Raw genomic sequence first — 17,459 nt, forward strand, 5'->3', positions numbered from 1 at the left:
CGACGACGACGACGACGACGACGACGACGACGACGACGACGACGACGACGACGACGACGACGACGACGACGACGACGACGACGACGACGACGACGACGACGACGACGACGACGACGACGACGACGACGACGACGACGACGACGACGACGACGACGACGACGACGACGACGACGACGACGACGACGACGACGACGACGACGACGACGCGCGCGCGCGCGCGCGNGGNGGNNTATCCGGACCCCGGGTTCTGGATGCGAGGGGGTCCCGGGTATAACCCGATACCCTCACCCCCACCCTCTCCCAGGGGGAGAGGGAGATCTGAACCCGAGATGCGTCCGACGCCCTGTGTCCTGCTGGTGCTCCTCGTGGGCTCCGCTTCCCGTGCTGGGGAGCCGCCCACGGAGAGCGCGGCCCCGCTCACCTTCGAGTCCTCCGAACTGAAGGATCTCGCGGGCACGTGGGGCGAGCCCTTCCGCGCGCTCATGGTGATGCCCGGGGTGAGCCACGTCGTCTCGGGCGCGAGCCTGCCGGTGGTGCGCGGCGCGGCTCCCTCGTCCACGGGCTTCTACCTGGACGGCGTGCGCGTGCCGCAGCTCCAGCACCTGTGGGTCGGCCCCACCACGGTGCACCCCGGGCTCGTCTCCGGGCTCGACTTCCACCGGGGACCCGCTCCCGCGCGATTCGGCCGGGAGCTCGGTGGCACCGTGAACGCGCGGCTCCTCCCGCCGAGCACCGGCGCCGTGCACGCGATGGGCTCCATCGACCTGCTCAACGTGGGCGTGCTCACCCAGGTGCCCATCACCTCCACGGGCACGGAGCTCACCCTCGCGGGCCGTTTCGGCTACAGCCCGTGGATCGCCGCGGCGGTCATCAATGGCACGCGCGGCACGCCGGGCCCGGACCTGGTGCTCGGGCTCTTCGACTACCAGGCGCGCGTCACCCAGGCCGTGGGCGAGGGCTCCCTGCGCCTGTTGGCCCTGGGGAGTTCGGACGACGCGGGCCTGAGCGGTCCGGGGGACGTGGTGCGGTTGGGCACGGCCTTCCACCGGGTGGATCTCCGCTTCACGCACCCGCTGGGCGTGGGTGAGGCCGAGGCCGCCCTCACCTGGGGCCAGGACACGCTGGGGGCCACGGGAGGAGGCTCCGCCTCACGTGTCACCGTGGGGCTCGCGGAGCGCACGCTCGGGGCGAGGATGGCGTGGCGGGCCGCGCTGTCCCAGGGGCTCACGGTGGAGGCGGGCGCGGACGTGGAGCGCCGGAGCGTCGACGCGGAGCAGTCCACCACCTTCCGCCCGGGCGAGTCCGATGACCCCAGCAGGCCCACCGTCACCACGGGAGGCCCACGACCCCTCGCGCGGGCCACGCTCGCGGGAGCGTACGCGCAGGCCACGTGGGCCCAGGGCAAGTGGCGGCTCACCCCGGGCCTGCGTGTGGACGGATACCTGCTGGCACCCGCGCTGAACCAGGTGGTGGTCGAGCCCCGGCTGCACGCGCGGGCGGTGCTCTCGGAGACGGTGGCATTGCGGATGGGCGCGGGCCTCCTGCACCAGGCACCGAACCACCTGCTCGACGTGCCGGGCGTGGGAACGGCGGCGCTGCGGCTGGGATTGCAGCGGGCCCTCCAGGTGGAGGTGGGCGCGGACGTGCGAGGGCCGGCGGGCTTCACCTTCGGCGCGGACGTGTTCGTCCACCCGCTGCTGCGCACGGTGGAACTGGACGTGCTGTCCTTCGACATGCTCGCGGATGATCCGGTGGCGCGAGGGCGGGAGCGCACGGCGGAGGGCCACGGCTACGGCGTGGAGTTGCTGGCCCGGCGCGCGCTGTCGGAGCAGTGGTCGCTGCTCGCCTCGTACACCTTCCAGCGGCGCACGCTGAGCACGCGCGTGGAGCGGCGGGACGAGGCGGGGCAGGTGGTGGGGACGGAGGTGTTGCCCCTGGCCTCGGCGCTCGAGCAGCGGCACGTGTTCAACGCGGCCGTCACCGTGAAGCTGCCATGGGGCCTCACGGCGGGCACCACGCTGCACTACAACACCGGGGCGCCCGAGGCGGGCGGCCTGCTCTTCTCGTACACGCAGCGCGAGGGCGTGGACCCGGTGCGGGGCACTGCGCGCTGGGCTCCGGTGGACCGGGACCGGGTGACGCGCCTGCCGGGTTACTTCCGGGTGGACGGCCGGATATCCAAGACGGGCACCTGGGGGCCTCTGGCGGTGGAGGCGTGGCTGGATGTCTTCAACCTGTCGCTGACGCGGGAGACGTTCCGTTACAGCTACGGGACGGAGCGGGGCCAACTGGTGCGTAAGCCGTTCGGCCTGCCGCCCGTGACGCTCCCATCATTGGGCATCCAGGTGCGTTACTGACGGCACCTCCAACTCTCCTGGAGCCAATGGCATGCAGTATCCTACGGAACCTCAGGGCTGTTCGAGGCGGGGAGCACTGACTCGTGAAAGTAGAAGCCATGGGGATGAGCTCGAGTCTTGGTCCCGTGGTGACTGCCGCTGCTGCCTTCCGAGCGGGCATCGTCCGGCCAAGGGCCTCGGTAGACGTCGCTACCTTCGCTCCGGGTGACAGGGAGCCCCAGCCTGTCACCGTCTACGAGTTGCCGGGAGCGACCCTGGGTTTCTCGGGAGTCGGTCGGCTCGTCGCCATTGCCATGGAAGCCCTCGAGGATCTCGCGACGCACGTTCCGTTGCGGACGCTCGGACACGAGGCGGGGGTCTTCCTCGCTGTGCCCGACTTCTCGAATGGCATGGAACCGCAAGAGACTGCGGCTGCCGCCGGGCGGCTGGGGCGCCAGGTGATGGGCGGGCATTGGATGGGCTCGGACTGTCCTGGCCCGAGGATCGGTGGCGCTTCTTCACGGGAGGCTGCGCTGGCTTCGCGCTCGCACTCGAGGCCGCGCGTCGTGAGATGGAGCGCGGTGCCCTGGATTCGTGCATCGTGGGCGGGCTCGACTCGTTGGTGGACCCGGAGCACCTCCGGTACCTATTGAGCGCGCGTCGGCTCAAGACAGCGGACAACCCGGTCGGGCTCCTCCCCGGTGAAGCGGGTGCTCTGCTGGTGCTCCGCTCCCGCCGGTCGGCCAGGAAGTCCGCGGTGACTCCGGCCATCGAATTCACCGCCGTCCACATCGCCCATGAGCCCAACTCTCCAGCGAACGGCCGCCGCCCGGATGGCAGGGTACTCTCCTCATGTGTTCAAGCCGTGCTCGGGGCTTCTTCCGCTGAGGACAGCAAGGTTCTCCTCGTGTCCGATCTCAATGGCGAGGAACGGCGCGCCTGGGAGTGGGGGAACGCATGGGTGCGCTTGAAGGCGAGCGGTGCCTTGCATGGGGAAGAGCCGGTTTGGATTCCGGCGACGGGCTTCGGAGATGTGGGCGCCGCTGGAGGTGCGGTGGGAGCATGTCTCGTGGTCCGTGCCTTCCAGCGTGGCTATGCGCCGGCTCGGCGGAGCGTTGTCGTCTCTCAATCAGACTCAGGAGAACGCGCTGCGTTCGTGCTGGTGGTGGGTGACATCCCAGGACGAGGAGGTCGAACATGACGGGCAACAGGTCGGTGCCGCTCAAGACCCTCATGCAGGGGTCCTTCGAGCTATATGGACATGCCGTCGCCGATGGCCGGCCCAACATTCGTGACTTCGGCCCCACGCCTGGCAGTTCGGGCGCGATGAAGCGCAATGACGCGCGCAAGCAGCAGGTGAAGGACACGAAGGAACGGCGTAAGGCGAAGGACAACGGCGCACAAGAGTCCGCGGGTCCACATGCCAGCTCCGCGGTCGAATACCGGGCCATCCTCGGCAAGGGGACCTATTACGCCCGCAACGCCGCGAAATACATCCGCTCCAACCACGCCGCCGAATACAACGACTTTCCGCACCTGGGGCCCGCGGCCTTTCACGCGGAGGTCTCGACCCAGGCGGGCTTCTCCCAACCATCCAACTTCAACCCCGAGTTGAGCGGTCAGCAGCAGCCCTATCGATGGCAGGCCCATCACATGATTCCGGGTGAGGCCTTCTACACGGAGGACTCCAACGGGGTACCCATCTTCGACAAGCCGAAGAACTTCGACATCCTGCTGCAGACGCCCTACGACATCGACCACGGTCACAACCTGATCATCCTGCCGAGCGAAGCCTGGGCCGTTCCCGTGCACGCGCTGCTGCAACATCCCAACAACCACAACAACTACACGATGGCGGTCATGCGAAGGCTGAAGCGTATCGACTCGGACATTGATACCCTTCGTGGCGAGGGCAAGCCTCACGAAGCCATCGTCGCCGAGGTGTTCGAGGCTCTGAAGCGTCTGGAGGCCGATCTCTGGGTGGATCTCCTCGATGAGTCACGAACAGCCGTTCGCGGTGCCGCCGAGGGTCATCGTCATGACGGGCCCTGGTGTCGCTGGAAGACTCAGGGGGGCAGGGAGTACATCTGGCCGGCGCTCTGGTAGAGCGGAGAGGATGGATGAATGAGTTTCTGGATATTGGGTGACCGCAATGACGGGGCCGTGCTCGACGCCTACCCGAGGAATGCCCCGGATGGCTGGCGTTATCTGGAGTCCCATCGTCTTTCGTCCGAGTTTCCCACCGACGCGGTCATGGGGTTCTCGCCCAGCTTCCCGGACAGGCGAAAAGTCTACGATTTCGTCACCAGCATCCTGGATATCCGCATCGTTTCGGAGCGGGTCCGGCGCATTGTTCTCGAGCTGGCGCCGGACGACGTGGAGTTCCTGCCCGTAACGCTGGTGAATCACCAACGTGAGGTGGCCTCACGCGAGCACTTCATCATGAACGTGCTCGCCCGGAGGGAGGTCATTGACCTCGAACGTTCGGATGTCCGGATGGGCGCCATTCTCAAGAGGGAGATCGATCGGGTGAGAAAGCTGGTGCTCAAGGAGAACTTGGAGCCAGGGGGGCCAAAGGTCTTCCGGCCCATGCATCTGCGAGTGAACACCATGATCGACGATACCGTGCACGAGGCCCTGGCGGGGGCTGGCCTCACGGGGTGCGGCTTCTTCCCAGCCAATGGCTGGAACGGCAAGGGCACCTGAACGCGAGCCTGATGGAGCACCGGCGGAGCAGCAGGAGACCGCAGGAGTGAGCATGGACATCGATTTCGCACTACTCCGTGAGAACGCAGGGGCGGCGGCGCCGGTCCTCATCGCGCACATCGACCCGGAGGGTGAGCGCGACTCCCTGGTGGAGCACATGCGCGAGTTGTGCCGCTGCTTCGTCAACATCGCGGCTGCCACGCTCTTGCTGGAGGGTCGCTCCCAGCCGTTCTTCCTCAATCTCTGCCGGGCGGCGGAGAACTGGCGCCGCCTCCTCGTCCACCTCGAGCGGAGGAACTTGGAGCCTCCGCCTGCCTCCTGGGGTCTCACCCCTCTGGCGGGAGTGATGGCGGCGGGTCATTGGAGTCTCGCGGCGGAGGTCGCCGAGCGGCTGTCCGCGCAGTGGCGGAAGGAGGAGGAGTATGCGGTGGAGTTCGCCTGGGCCTCCACGTTGGGCGCACTGGTGCTGCATACGCAGCGGGGTGTGGACCCCCGTCCGCAGCTCGACAACCTGGCCCGCGCTGCTCGAGAGAATTGTTGGCCCGCGCTCGCGCAATCACTGGTGGATGCGGATTCATCAGCCTTCGCGTCAGCGTTCTCTGACGCACTGGCGGTGCACGAGGCCCGTACCGAGGCACGGGCGCGCGGCTTCACCGCGCGAGAGGACCACTTCGCCGCGCATCGTTATTTGTGGTTCGAAGGCCTGGCCCTGCTCCGGCTGGCCCGGAAACGCGGGCTCGACATCCCGAATGTGCGCTACCGCTATTGCCCCCCTCTGGCCCAGGTTCCGATGACGGAGCGCTATCAGGGGGACTGGGTCGCCTCCATTGGCGAGGCCATCGCCACCCCGCGCTGACAACACGCAGCCGCTACAGCTTCTCCTCGCAGACGAGGCACTCGGGGTCCTCCTCGTCACCTTCCGAGGCGACGACGGGCCCCTGGATGACGGGGAAGGGCGGCGTGTTCTTGTCGTTGTGCAGCATCAGGTCCATGGCGCGCGCCACGTTCTTGCCCTCGAACTTCACGTCGAAGGAGAAGTTGACGAACTCGGCCTTGCCCTTCGTCTTGCTGGAGGCCACACCGCCGCCCGCGGTCCCCGCCTCGTCGCCCGTGCTGGTGCTGAAGTTCGAGTCCTTCACGCACACCGGGTTGCCCTTCACCGACACCTTCTTCGTGCCCTTGGCCGTGTCCGAGGACTGCGCGATGTTGGGGTAGGGGATGGGCACGGGCCCTCCCGGGGTGGGCGTCTTGCACACGTCCGGGAAGGCCGAGGTGACACCGCCGCTGTCCTTGGTCACCACGGACATCTTGTTGACACCGACGTTGACGGGCATGGCTCTCCCCCTCGTGTGAGGCTCCAGTCTATCGCGCCGGGGCCCCTGCCGCGAGGCCGGACCCTCGTGGTGCCCGGGCCGGTCAGTCCGCCTTCGGACGGGACACGCCCTCCGCCGTGATACGGATGCCGCGCACATCGTGGAGTCCTTCGTCCAGGAGCACGTGTCCCCGCCACAGCAGCAGCACCTGGTGGGCGTCCGTGTCGAGGATGACGGTGTCCAGGTGCATGTCGGGCGTTGCGTCCTCGGCACTCGCGCGCTCCACGGTGACGGTGGGCGCTGGCTGCGCGGGGAGCCGGAAGGTGAGCGGTCCTCTCGGCGAGACGTTGGTGAGGATGACGGGCTCGTTCCCCTTCAGGTACCCGGGGGCGACGAGGCCCGGGGGCGCGGCGTTGAAAAAGCGCCGATCGAAGTCCTTGGGCAGCAGCGGCTTGCGCGTCTTGTCCCAGGCCTCGTCGTAGGTGCCCGCGTACGCCGCGCGTGGCTGCCAATGGGGTGAGGTGAAGCCGAAGCCCGCGGGTGGCACCTTCTGGCCGAACTCCCGCAGCGGATGTTCCGGGTCCTCCAGGTTGGGCAGCCGCAGCTCTTCCTCGAAGGAGTGAGGACTCACCCGGAAGCCCGTTCCCACGGGATTGCGCGGCTCGAAGGAGTGCTTCTTCGGGTCCGGAGCGCTCCGGTCCCAACCCCCGAAAGCCCGCTCCCAGGTGAGGGGCATTCGCTCGAAGGGCAACGGCTTCGTCATGGCTACGCGACCCATGCTCCGGAACCACGTGCGCTCGCCCACCACCCGGAGGCTCTTCTTCAGCGGGCCCACCTGCATCGTCACCCATGTCTCGGTGGTGGCCTTGGCGGTGTACGCGTGACCGATGAGCACCACGTCCGTGGCCGGTTTGATGAAGGCACATTCGGGCTCGTATTTGTCGCTGGACTCGCCCGGCGTACCCCAGGGCTCGCCTCCCCACTTCACCGGCACCTGCTCGGGAGCGGGCTCCAGCTTCGTGTCTCCGATGGAATACGTTGCCTTCACCAACAACAGGAGCAGCGGCCGGCCCTCTTCATCCGCCATTCCCATGAGTTCGAAGACGAACGGTGTTTCGTTCTCGATGCCGGGGTGTCCCATAAGTGTGCAGGGACCGCACTGTACCAGTGTCGCGGTCCCAGGAGCAGGCGTGCTGCCGCCGTGCGGCCTGGTACTCCGGGGCACGTCACAATTCCCCTCCGTGCCCTCCTTCTTCCGCGGGGAGCCCATCACCTCTCGGGGAGGGTACACACATGAATCCGGGCAACGACGGCAAGGGCCAGGGCGCCGAAGGCCCTGCTGCGTGGCGGCAGCGCATCGGCTCCGGTACCCGGACCGCGGTGCGATTCCTGCTCGGCTATTCGCGTTCCAGGGCCTCCCTGGTGTCGAACCAGACCGATCGCCGTCTGAAGATCCGCCGTCCTGACAACACGGTCCTCGTCCTCTCGCCGCTCGAGTGCGACAGGCGGGTGTCCGCGCAGGATGTCGAGGCGTTCGACCTCGAGGCCCTGGCGCAGCGGGGAAGGATTTCCCTGCAGCCCGAGCCGAGCCGATGGGTACACCGGCTGGCCTTCATCCAATCCCTCACGGGAAAGCTGTCGCTGTTGTCCTTCATCACCGCGGCGTATTTCTTCCTCATCGACATGTTCGAGGGGCGCCGTGCCCGCACGTACCTGCTCATCGCGCTGGGTTTGCTGGCGGCCTCGCTCGTGTCGATGCTGCTGGTCGCCCGCCTGGGGAGCAGGATGGGGGTGAGGCGTTCCTTCCGGCGCTGGGTCCGGGGCAAGGTCTACCCGATCCTGCTCCTCGCCATCGGGGTGGGCATTCCGAGCCTCGTCATCCTCGCCTCGGAAGGCTTCATCGGCGATCTCCGGAAGGTTCTGGAGGCCACCACGGTGTGGGTGAAGAGCGCGGGCCAGGTGCTTCCCGAGGTGAGCTCCCAGGACCGGATGCTCGTCGCCGGCCGCTTCCTCCAGCTGCTCTTCATCGGACTGCTCTCGTTGCTGCCAGCGGTGCTCTTCTTCGCGTTCGACCGGCAGCACCAGAGCACCCTGCGGGAGCGGTTCGTCGCCCAGATCTTCCGGTTCGATCCGGCGGTGGAGACCCGGCGGGACGTCCAGACGCGCTACGGCAAGCAGATGGACGAGGCGTATGGCACCGAGGGCCGCGATGGCACCACCCGCCTCCTCCCCACGCGGCGCTCGCCGCTGCTCATCGCCACACTGGTGCTGGCGCTCGGCTGGACCTTCACCATGCTGAGCGGGGGGACGCCGGACAATGGCGATTCACCGGTGGACTTCCTGGGGTTCTTCCAGCCGCTGAAGTCCACGCTCCCCTTTGGCTTCCTGGGGGCGTATGCCTATGCGTTGTCCACCACCTTCCGCAGCTATGCCCGGAGGGATCTCCAGCCGAAGATCTACAGCCACATCACCACCCGCGTCTTCACGGTCATGGTCCTGGCCTGGGTGCTGGAGGAGAGCTGGTTGATCGTCCCGGGCGACGGTCAGACCCTGACGCCCGCGCTGCACACGCTCGCCTTCTTGACGGGCATCATCCCCGAGACGGGGCTGGTCTTCATCGGCGAGCTCTTGCGCACCACCCTGCGGAAGATGAAGCGGTCGGCGAAGGATCCGGGCCTCCAGCTCGTCGATCCGCACGAGCCGCTCACGAGCCTGGAAGGAGTCGATATCTATGACCGGGCGCGCCTGCAGGACGAAGGGGTGACGAACGTCCAGGCCCTGGCGCGTCATGACGTAGTCGAGCTGATGCTCCAGACGCGTGTTCCCGCGCCGCGGTTGCTGGACTGGGTGGATCAGGCCATCCTCCACCTGCACTGCAACGTCGGGGGACAGACCGACGGCGAACCTGATTCGTTGCTCCCGACCCTGCGCCGGTATGGCATCCGCACGGTGACGGATTTGCTGGAGGCCAGTGATCGGGCCGACAAGCGCAGCAAGCAGGACGCGTTCCTCCAACTCCTGTCCGGCTCGGCGTCCAACGGGAGCATTCCCCGGCTCCAGGTCGTGCTCGATGCCATCAAGGACGAGGAATGGGTGGAGAACCTTCGCTGCTGGCACAAGACGCAAGCCGTCCGGGAGGAGGTGGTGGACGTCCAGGCTCCTCCACGAGCGCCGCGGCCCGAGCCTCGCGAGTCCACCGCCCGCGCCTCCCGTCCGGAGGTCGTCACCGGGAAGCGGGTCGGTGACGGGGCGGGCGCGCCGACTGTTGCGTGAGGGCGCAGGAGGGCATATCCGGGAACCACCAGCAGGAGGGGAGATTCCCGGATGGAGCGCGCGGACACGGTGGTGGGCCTCATCGAGCGCGGTGGCGAGGGTGACCTCGCCATCGGAGCGCCAGGGCGGCCCGGGTTGACGTACGGAGGCCTGCGGGAGCTCGCGCGGCGCACCGTCACGGCGTTGAACGGCATGGGCCTGGGGCGCGAGGACCGGGTGGCCCTGGTGCTGCCCAACGGGCCGGAGATGGCGGTGGCCTTCGTCACCTTCGCCTGCGGCACCACCACCGCGCCGCTCAATCCCGCCTACCGGGCGGAGGAGTTCGACTTCTACCTCTCCGACCTGAAGGCCCGGGCGCTCGTCCTGCTCGAGGGCATGGAGAGCCCGGCCCGTGCCGTGGCCGCGGCGCGAGGCATTCCCGTCATCGAGCTGGTCCCCGACACGAACGGGCCCGCGGGCCGCTTCACGTTGAAGCCGGAGCGGCCGCTCTCCGGCACGCCGGAGCGGGCGGGGTTCGCCGAGGCGGGGGATGTGGCGCTCGTGCTCCACACCTCGGGGACGACGGCACGGCCGAAGATCGTCCCCCTGAGCCATACCAACGTCACGGCCTCCGCGTACCACATTGGCCAGACGCTGGCGCTGGGGCGGGAGGATGTCTGTCTCAACATCATGCCGCTGTTCCACATCCACGGCCTCATCGCGGCGGTGCTGGCGAGCCTGGCGGCGGGCGGCGGGGTGGTGTGCACGCCGGGCTTCAACGCGCTCAAGTTCTTCGGCTGGTTCGAGGAGGTGCGGCCGAGCTGGTACACGGCGGTGCCCACCATGCACCAGGCGATCCTCGGCCGTGCCAGCCGCAACACCGGAGTCATCCAGGCCGGGCGGTTGCGCTTCATCCGCTCGTCGTCCGCGTCGCTGCCGCCGCAGGTGATGGAGGAATTGGAGCAGGTGTTCGGCGTGCCGGTCATCGAGAGCTACGGCATGACGGAAGCGTCGCACCAGATGGCGTCGAATCCGCTGCCGCCACGGCCGCGCTACGCGGGCTCGGTGGGCATCGCCGCGGGGCCGGAGGTCGCCATCATGGATGAGGCCGGAACCCTGCTGCCGCCGGGGGCACTCGGGGAGGTGGTCATCCGGGGCCGCAACGTCACGGCCGGCTACGAGAACAACCCCGAGGCCAACGCCAGCTCCTTCACGCGGGGCTGGTTCCGCACGGGAGATCAGGGAGTGCTCGACGAGGCGGGCTACCTGCGGCTCACCGGCCGGCTCAAGGAAATCATCAACCGGGGAGGCGAGAAGATCAGCCCGCTGGAGGTGGACACGGTGTTGATGGACCACCCGGCGGTGCAGCAGGTGGTGACGTTCGCCATGCCGCACCCGAAGCTGGGCGAGGAGGTGGCCGCCGCCGTGGTGCTGCGCGAGGGCGCGAGCGCCGGTGAGCGGGAGCTCCAGGACTTCGCCTCCGCACGGCTGGCTGACTTCAAGGTGCCGAGGAAGATCGTCTTCCTGCCGGAAATCCCCAAGGGGGCGACGGGCAAGCTGCAGCGCATCGGACTGGCCGAGCGGTTGGGGCTCACGAAATGAAGATCGCCATCTTCGGAGCGGGAGCGATTGGCGGGTTCCTCGGTGTCCGGCTGTTGCAGGCGGGCGCGGATGTCACCTTCATCGCGAGGGGGGCACACCTCGCGGCGATGCGGGAGAAGGGGGTCACCCTGCGCAGCGGCGGCGAGAGCGTCACGGTCCGGCCGCTGTGCACCGACGACCCGGCCGAGGCGGGACCACAGGACTACGTGGTCATCACGCTGAAGGCACATTCCCTGCCTTCGGCGGCGGCACAGATGGTTCCGCTGCTGGGGCCCCAGACGGCGCTCGTGACGGGCATCAACGGCGTGCCGTACTGGTACTTCCACGGGCTCGAGGGGCCCTACCGTGACCGGCGGGTGGAGAGCGTGGACCCGGGTGGGAAGCTCTGGGAGACGCTGCATCCTTCGCGGGCGATTGGCGCGGTGCTCTACCCGGCGGCCGAGGTGGTGGAGCCCGGCGTCATCGAGCACACGTATGGAGACCGCATCACGCTGGGCGAGCCGGATGGGAGCAAGAGTGCTCGCGTCGAGGCGCTGTCGAAGCTGTTGATTCGAGCGGGCCTGAAGGCGCCGGTGCGGCCGCGCATCCGTGACGAGCTATGGGTGAAGCTCTGGGGAAACCTGGCCTTCAATCCGCTCTCGGCGCTGACGGGGGCGACACTGGACACGCTGGCGACCCGGGGAGACCTGCGGGCGGTGGCACGGACCATGATGGTCGAGGCGCAGGCGGTCGCCGAGGCGCTCGGGGTGCGTTTTCCCATCGACGTGGACAAGCGAATCCAGGGCGCGGCGGAGGTGGGCGCGCACAAGACGTCGATGTTGCAGGACCTGGAGCGCGGCCGGCCGATGGAGATCGACGCGCTGCTGGGCGCGGTGGTGGAGCTCGGTCAGCTCGTGGGCAAGCCGATGCCCGCGTGCGAGCTGGTGCTGACACTGGTGCGCGAGCGCGCACGGCAGGCGGGGTGCTATCCGGCAGGCTAACGCCCATGACCTTCAACGATCTTTCGGAGTTGCTGCAGATCAATCCCACGAAGAGTTTTGGCCAGGGCGTGAGCGATGCGGAGATCGACACCGCCAGTGCTGAACTGGAGGTGGATCTGACCGGTGGTTACAGGCTCTTCTTGAAGCGCTTCGGGTGGGGAGGCGTGGGGTCCATCGAACTCTTCGGGCTTGGCGTGGATGTTCCGCCGTACTTGAGCTTGACCGCGATGACCAGGAGCGAGCGGGAGGAGATGAGTCCCGCGCTTCCCGTGTACCTCATACCCTTGATGAATGACGGAGGAGGCAATCTCTACTGCCTTGATTCCCGGGGAGCAGGAGAGCCTCCTGTGGTGCTCTGGGACCACACAGCCGGAGAGCAGCAGGAGCCCACCCGGGTGGCTTCTGACTTCACGATGTGGTTGGCCGAGCGGGTTGAACGAGAGATGGAGATGGAATGAGCGCGCGGCAGGCAGGGTGCTATCCGGCCGCGAGCCCGTAGGGCTGTGGACCAGGCCCGGGTTCGTCGTCGCCTCACCGCTCATGCCCTGCATGCGCATGATGAGGAGAGAGAGCGGGCACGTTGGTTTCGCATGTGCCCCTCGGGGTGTCGGCCATGCAGAACCATATCGTGCTCGTCCCTGGCTTCGGCGGCTTCCAGGCGCTCGGCTCATTGCGCTACTACCATGGAGTGACCCAGGCACTCGGATTCACCCCCCTGGTCGTGCACTACTTCCCCAACATCCCCACGGCGAGCGTTCAGACGCGGGCCCGGCTGTTGCGGCGGTGGCTTGGCGAGCTCCAGGAGCGGGGAGTCATTGGCCGCGAGGACCGCATCCACCTCGTGGGCCACTCGACGGGTGGGCTCGACGTCCGGCAGCTCCTCATGGACTACCGGAAGGATGAGGAGACGCACGGGGACAGCGAGGACGTGCTCGGGCAGATCCGCACCGTGCAATTCATCTCCACGCCCCAGCATGGGACGAACCTGGCTCACCGCTTGAGAGGCTTCCGGATTCCCTCGCGCATCGCACGGTTGCTGCCGCGCATGTTGTTCGAGACGACCCGGACCCTCCGGGAAGTGGGCGCGAGCTTCATCGGCCGGCGTTTCAAGGGCCTGTTTCCTCCCAGCAAGGGTTCGCCTGATTGGTTCGATGCCGTCATCCAGACGATGGTGGGCTTTGACTCCTCGAAGGATCCACTCGAGTGGGCGCTCGCACGGGCCTCGTACTTCGAGACGCTCCGCTGGCTGCTCGACATCGCCACCGACATCGCCGCGGTCTCCGACCTGGACCCGGTATGGACCCCGGGCGCTCCCGTGAGTCCGGCACACCTGACGACAACGGTTGAGGAGCAGGAGTTCTTCAAGAAGCAGGGTATCCACTACGGCTCCATCGTGACCGTCGCGAAGCGCCCGGCGGCCCATGCGCGGGGGCTGTACAAGTTCGTGTACGCGATGAACGCGCGCCTCCCCTGCGCGGAAATGGGCCAGACCCAGACCCTCCCCTGGCTGCTGGAGCCGGAGCGGGAGCCGCGAATGCTGACACCGTCGGACAACGATGGCATCGTCAACAGCGTCTCCATGGTGTGGCCGGATGCGGAATCCAGCTTCCTGGTGGAAGCGGACCACGCGGACGTCATCGGCCATTTCCGCTATGCCGAGCCGCCTCCGGACGTGGCGCTGCGCTACTACCAGTACGATCTGCTGGGCTCCAATTCGGACTTCGGTCCGAAGGAGTTCGAGGCCCTGTGGCGGAAGATCGCCGCCTTCACGAGGTACCACACGTACCGCACGGGCCGCCTCCCACATTTCGAGCGAGACATTCGTGGGTCCGACGTGCCGTTGGGCGAAAACATGAGTCCCGAGGCGTGACGAGCAGTCGGCATCTAATCAATATCCAGGCTCCAGGTGCCCTCTTCCCAGTACTTCAACGTCTGAGCGGCCAGGAATGGGATCATGCCCGTTCCCTTTGCTGCGTCCTGCAGGACGGGTTTGGCTTGTTCTGGGCGCTCGCTGAGCAGGTAGGTAGCGGCCTTGACGCGGACATCCATGCGCGGGTGCGTGAGCAGTGTTGCGAGTGAATCCCGTCCGGCATCGCCCTGGGCGCGGAGTTTCTTGAATGCGGCGATGTACCGCTTGGTGTACTTCCTCCCGCCCGTGCGGTCGCCGCGCCAGAGTGCATCCGTGTGCTCGGCCACGTTCCGGGCGAAGTCTTCCACGATGCTCTCCAGTTCCATTACCAGACTCCATTTCTGACGTTCTCAATCGCTAGAAGACCAAATGTCCGATGCGCTTCGTAGGATTGGGTATCGAGCCACTGCCTGACCGTGAGCTTCGTGGATCTGGTGATGTTTTCCTGGATCGACGAATACAGGGCACTCAATCTGTCGTGAAGGGGTTTTTCCAGTGGAATGATGTTTTCGGTGTTGTGGATGGCTTCAGCTCCGAACCGCCTGGCGTTGCGCTTCTCGATGATGTGATGCCACTCCTTGCCTGAGCCAGCACTTCCCATGTGACGTTTGAAGGCACGGAATGAATTGAAGGCGCGATGACCATTGGGGAGAAGCGTTCCACCTTTCGTGCGCGCCTCGGACTCGAGTGCGGAGCGTTCGCCGCTCCCGTGCGAGGTCATGGACACCGCAGTGGTTGGCAGGACAACACGGAGCGTTCCCTCGTTCACGGAAACGATGACCCGCTCGGCGCCCGTCGCCGCATTCATCAGGTGTAGACCGGTGTTCAGTTCGACCGCGCGCGATGCTTGTCCCAGGCTCGGCAACAGCGGCCCCTTGGATACGAGAGCTATCGTTTCACCTACCGCCGCCGTTCCAACGATTAGGAGAATGCGCACGCTATTGGGGCCGATGACTTTCCCAAACCGCTCTCCCACTTCGCGCAGTTCCGCGAAAGTAGAGGCCCGTGGCGCATCCTCATGAAGCTGGGCGTAGGCGCGCAGCAGGTCGAAGAACTCCCATCCGAGATAGCCCCACATGAGCAGCGTGAATGTGGCGGCCAGCCCCTTCGTCACCGGCTCGGGCACGGGCGCGAGTAGGAGCGCCATGTAGGCCGTAATGGCGATGCTGAGGGTCGCCAGCATCTGGGTTGGGTTGAGCATGGCCCGCACTTCCGCGTCCATTTTCTCCAGGGCGGGTCCCACCGCCAAGGCAAGGGCAAGGCTCCGCTTGTCGTTGTCCTGCCAGCGGGCCCCATCCGAGAACAGCGTCAGACAGTCACCCGGAGTACCGCGCCGCTCGCAGTATCGACCGTATGCCTGTCCAATCTCGGATCGCCATGCTCCACCATTCAACGGTGCGGAGACCAGCGCCAACTCTCGGTCGGTGCGCAGGGGAGGGCAGAGGGTAGACACTCGCAGCGGCAGGTTGAGCCAGAGTGTTGCCAGTGCGCTCGTCAGCTCGGAGTCACTGACCTGCACTGGCCGAAAGTCCGTGGGCAGTTTGGCGAAGAATGCTTCACCCTCGCCAGTGTCTTCATCATCCGCTTCCACTTCCTCTGTCCACGCTTGCAGTGACGCTGGCTCTCTGCCAAGGGGACTTCTCATTGTGCATGCGTTGAGAAGCATCAGCGCGGTCAGGGCAATCGCGCCCAATCGAGAGCACCAGATGGGATGTGCACGCTCACGTAACTCACAGCCAGGATTCCAGGAGTGGTTCGAACTCTGATGCGTGTGGGCCGGCTTTCGTCCTCTTCGCCCGCGCGCCACCACGAGCAGCGCGAGCACGCTCGCGCTCCATCCCGGCGCCGAGCCACAGCCACAGGCCTCCGGTTCCATCATCTGGGGCACCGGTCCTGGAGTCCCTCGCATCTCCTTGGTGCGCGCCACCCACAAGTGGCTCGTCACGGTGCGCGGATGGCCGTTGATCCACACCTCCACGCGGAAACGGTCCTCGCCTTGCTCGGGCGAGGTGACCTCCTGCTCCACCACGAAGTCCTCCGAGGTCACCTCCACGAGCGGCAGGCGCACGCCGTTGTGGACGAAGCGCACCTGGTGGCCCTTCGCACCCGTGACGCGTGCGCTCAGCCGGGCGCTCGGCGCGAGCACGGTGTCCCCGGTGGGCGCCACGCTGCTCGTCAGGTCCACCATGGGGTCTTCCGGCCCCTGGAGCTTCACCACGGTCCGGCTGTTACGGATGCCTTCCAGCAGCGCGGCCACGCTCAGCTCCCTCGCGTACACCAGCGTTGTGGGGTTGCCGATGGCGCTCTGGGTGAAGTCCAGGTCCACTCCGGCGCGATGGTCATCACTGCCTCCGAGCGCCGCGGTGTGATGCCCCCGCGCGAGGAGCCAATCCCAGTAACCGAGCGCCCCTTCGGAGAAGAAGCGCCCCAGCTTCTCCCAGCCGCCGTTGGCCACCTCGATGGCGTCCACGCCACCCGGAGGCACCGTGTGCTGCCACGCGCAGCCGATGCACAGGTCTCCCACGTCGTAGGTGGGATGGTTGATGGAGAAGAGCGCTCCCTGTCGGTGGAAGGCATCAATGGCCTCCTGCAAGGTGATGCCCTCGTTCACGCGTGGCGGCACGTAGCCGGTGGCGCCGATGGCGTTCGCGTGCCCCGCGTAGGTGGTGTACTCGATGCCGGGCACCAGCAGCAGGTCGGGGTGACGTGACTGGGCCTCCACGAGGAAGTCGAGCGTGGACGTGGTGTTGTGCTCGGTGAGGACGGCGAAGTCGAGCCCCTGTTCCCTCGCGTAGTGGGCGATTTCATCCAGCGAGGCCTTCGCATCACCGCTCTCGCGCGAGTGGACGTGGAAGTCGCCGGCGTACCAGCGCGGTTGCGAGGAGAGCGCGTCGGGGGGGTGGTAGGGCTGGCGCTCGGGTTGGGGCGCGAGCGTGACCGCCGTGCGCGGGTGTACCTCGATGCGGTAGCGCGCGGGCGTCTTGCGAATCTTCGCCTTGCCCACCGTCACCTTCCACGTCCCAGGGCGCAAGGGCCCGGCGAGGTACGAGCGCGATGCGGCCCGCTCGCTCACGACCGCGGGTTCCTCGTTGCCGCCGCCGTAGCCGCGGAAGCCCTCCGGATCCTCCAGCCCCCAGTCGAGGATGTTCTCGCTGGCGAGGTCGTCATGGCGCACCTCCAACTCCACGGTGCCCGGAGGTACCTCGAAGGGGACATCGAAGAAGCCGCCCTCGGCGGGCACCTCTCCCTCCAGAACCAGCGGGCCGGCGGCGAGGGCGGACGTACAAGCGAGAAGGCAGGCGAGTAGCACGGGGCGCAGCCTAGCCCATCCAACCATGCGGCCGTCCGGGTGCCATCCCGG

The 17,459-nt window shown here is 67.2% G+C and carries 13 protein-coding genes and 1 pseudogene; 9 read left to right on the top strand and 5 right to left on the bottom strand.

What is annotated here, in order from left to right:
- Nucleotides 1-329: 329 nt before the first annotated feature.
- From Q664_RS23830 to Q664_RS23850, 4 genes are all read left to right on the top strand, one after another.
- A complete protein-coding gene (locus tag Q664_RS23830) occupies nt 330-2,357 on the top strand; it encodes a TonB-dependent receptor (protein WP_052518579.1) in 2,028 nt (675 codons plus the stop codon).
- A gap of 1,176 nt (nt 2,358-3,533) precedes the next feature.
- On the top strand, nt 3,534-4,442 hold the full coding sequence (locus Q664_RS52555; protein ID WP_052518581.1) for an AHH domain-containing protein: 909 nt from the start codon (nt 3,534-3,536) through the stop codon (nt 4,440-4,442).
- A gap of 18 nt (nt 4,443-4,460) precedes the next feature.
- Nucleotides 4,461-5,042, top strand: a complete 582-nt coding sequence (locus Q664_RS23845) for an imm11 family protein (RefSeq protein WP_043400043.1) — start codon at nt 4,461-4,463, stop codon at nt 5,040-5,042.
- Nucleotides 5,043-5,094: 52 nt separating this feature from the next.
- Nucleotides 5,095-5,898, top strand: a complete 804-nt coding sequence (locus Q664_RS23850; protein ID WP_043400192.1) for a hypothetical protein — start codon at nt 5,095-5,097, stop codon at nt 5,896-5,898.
- Nucleotides 5,899-5,911: 13 nt separating this feature from the next.
- On the opposite strand, the gene Q664_RS23855 is transcribed toward Q664_RS23850, so the two are convergent.
- Nucleotides 5,912-6,376 (bottom strand): DUF4150 domain-containing protein, encoded by a 465-nt coding sequence (locus tag Q664_RS23855; RefSeq protein WP_043400046.1) that lies wholly within the window; start codon nt 6,374-6,376, stop codon nt 5,912-5,914.
- A gap of 82 nt (nt 6,377-6,458) precedes the next feature.
- Nucleotides 6,459-7,442 (bottom strand): DUF2169 family type VI secretion system accessory protein, encoded by a 984-nt coding sequence (locus Q664_RS23860; RefSeq protein ID WP_326938735.1) that lies wholly within the window; start codon nt 7,440-7,442, stop codon nt 6,459-6,461.
- A gap of 206 nt (nt 7,443-7,648) precedes the next feature.
- Between Q664_RS23860 and Q664_RS23865 the strand changes: the two genes are divergently transcribed.
- The 5 genes from Q664_RS23865 to Q664_RS23885 all read left to right on the top strand — a co-directional run bounded on the left by Q664_RS23865 (nt 7,649) and on the right by Q664_RS23885 (nt 14,059).
- A complete protein-coding gene (locus tag Q664_RS23865; RefSeq protein WP_043400052.1) occupies nt 7,649-9,628 on the top strand; it encodes a hypothetical protein in 1,980 nt (659 codons plus the stop codon).
- Nucleotides 9,629-9,679: 51 nt separating this feature from the next.
- On the top strand, nt 9,680-11,209 hold the full coding sequence (locus Q664_RS23870; protein ID WP_043400054.1) for an acyl--CoA ligase: 1,530 nt from the start codon (nt 9,680-9,682) through the stop codon (nt 11,207-11,209).
- Nucleotides 11,206-12,189, top strand: coding sequence for a 2-dehydropantoate 2-reductase (locus Q664_RS23875; protein ID WP_043400057.1), 984 nt, complete (start codon nt 11,206-11,208; stop codon nt 12,187-12,189). The genes Q664_RS23870 and Q664_RS23875 overlap by 4 nt, the downstream gene beginning before the upstream one ends.
- 5 nt (nt 12,190-12,194) lie before the next feature.
- Nucleotides 12,195-12,647: an SMI1/KNR4 family protein gene (locus Q664_RS23880; protein WP_043400060.1), complete on the top strand. Its 453-nt coding sequence runs from the start codon at nt 12,195-12,197 to the stop codon at nt 12,645-12,647.
- A gap of 155 nt (nt 12,648-12,802) precedes the next feature.
- Nucleotides 12,803-14,059, top strand: coding sequence for an esterase/lipase family protein (locus Q664_RS23885; RefSeq protein WP_152622304.1), 1,257 nt, complete (start codon nt 12,803-12,805; stop codon nt 14,057-14,059).
- A gap of 14 nt (nt 14,060-14,073) precedes the next feature.
- Here Q664_RS23885 and Q664_RS23890 read toward each other — a convergent pair whose 3' ends face one another.
- The 3 genes and pseudogenes from Q664_RS23890 to Q664_RS63205 all read right to left on the bottom strand — a co-directional run.
- Entirely contained in the window at nt 14,074-14,424 is a 351-nt protein-coding gene (locus tag Q664_RS23890) for a DUF2019 domain-containing protein (protein WP_043400063.1), read from the bottom strand.
- A complete protein-coding gene (gene sitA5 / locus Q664_RS63200) occupies nt 14,424-15,806 on the bottom strand; it encodes a SitA5 family polymorphic toxin (protein ID WP_481954999.1) in 1,383 nt (460 codons plus the stop codon). The genes Q664_RS23890 and sitA5 overlap by 1 nt, the downstream gene beginning before the upstream one ends.
- A gap of 228 nt (nt 15,807-16,034) precedes the next feature.
- Nucleotides 16,035-17,435 (bottom strand): annotated as a pseudogene (locus tag Q664_RS63205) (CehA/McbA family metallohydrolase); the annotation flags it as partial.
- Between the last annotated feature and the right edge of the window lie 24 nt (nt 17,436-17,459).

The organism is Archangium violaceum Cb vi76 (assembly GCF_000733295.1).
GTDB classification, from domain to species: Bacteria; Myxococcota; Myxococcia; order Myxococcales; family Myxococcaceae; genus Archangium; species Archangium violaceum.

Bases quoted from the DNA above. Each gene is read 5' to 3' on its own strand.
- Q664_RS23845 (WP_043400043.1), top strand. From the start codon at position 4,461: ATGAGTTTCTGGATATTGGGTGACCGCAATGACGGGGCCGTGCTCGAC.
- Q664_RS23860 (WP_326938735.1), bottom strand. From the start codon at position 7,442: ATGGCGGATGAAGAGGGCCGGCCGCTGCTCCTGTTGTTGGTGAAGGCA.
- Q664_RS23865 (WP_043400052.1), top strand. From the start codon at position 7,649: ATGAATCCGGGCAACGACGGCAAGGGCCAGGGCGCCGAAGGCCCTGCT.
- Q664_RS23870 (WP_043400054.1), top strand. From the start codon at position 9,680: ATGGAGCGCGCGGACACGGTGGTGGGCCTCATCGAGCGCGGTGGCGAG.
- Q664_RS52555 (WP_052518581.1), top strand. From the start codon at position 3,534: ATGACGGGCAACAGGTCGGTGCCGCTCAAGACCCTCATGCAGGGGTCC.
- Q664_RS23880 (WP_043400060.1), top strand. From the start codon at position 12,195: ATGACCTTCAACGATCTTTCGGAGTTGCTGCAGATCAATCCCACGAAG.
- Q664_RS23855 (WP_043400046.1), bottom strand. From the start codon at position 6,376: ATGCCCGTCAACGTCGGTGTCAACAAGATGTCCGTGGTGACCAAGGAC.
- Q664_RS23875 (WP_043400057.1), top strand. From the start codon at position 11,206: ATGAAGATCGCCATCTTCGGAGCGGGAGCGATTGGCGGGTTCCTCGGT.
- Q664_RS23830 (WP_052518579.1), top strand. From the start codon at position 330: ATGCGTCCGACGCCCTGTGTCCTGCTGGTGCTCCTCGTGGGCTCCGCT.
- Q664_RS23850 (WP_043400192.1), top strand. From the start codon at position 5,095: ATGGACATCGATTTCGCACTACTCCGTGAGAACGCAGGGGCGGCGGCG.
- Q664_RS23885 (WP_152622304.1), top strand. From the start codon at position 12,803: ATGCAGAACCATATCGTGCTCGTCCCTGGCTTCGGCGGCTTCCAGGCG.
- Q664_RS23890 (WP_043400063.1), bottom strand. From the start codon at position 14,424: ATGGAACTGGAGAGCATCGTGGAAGACTTCGCCCGGAACGTGGCCGAG.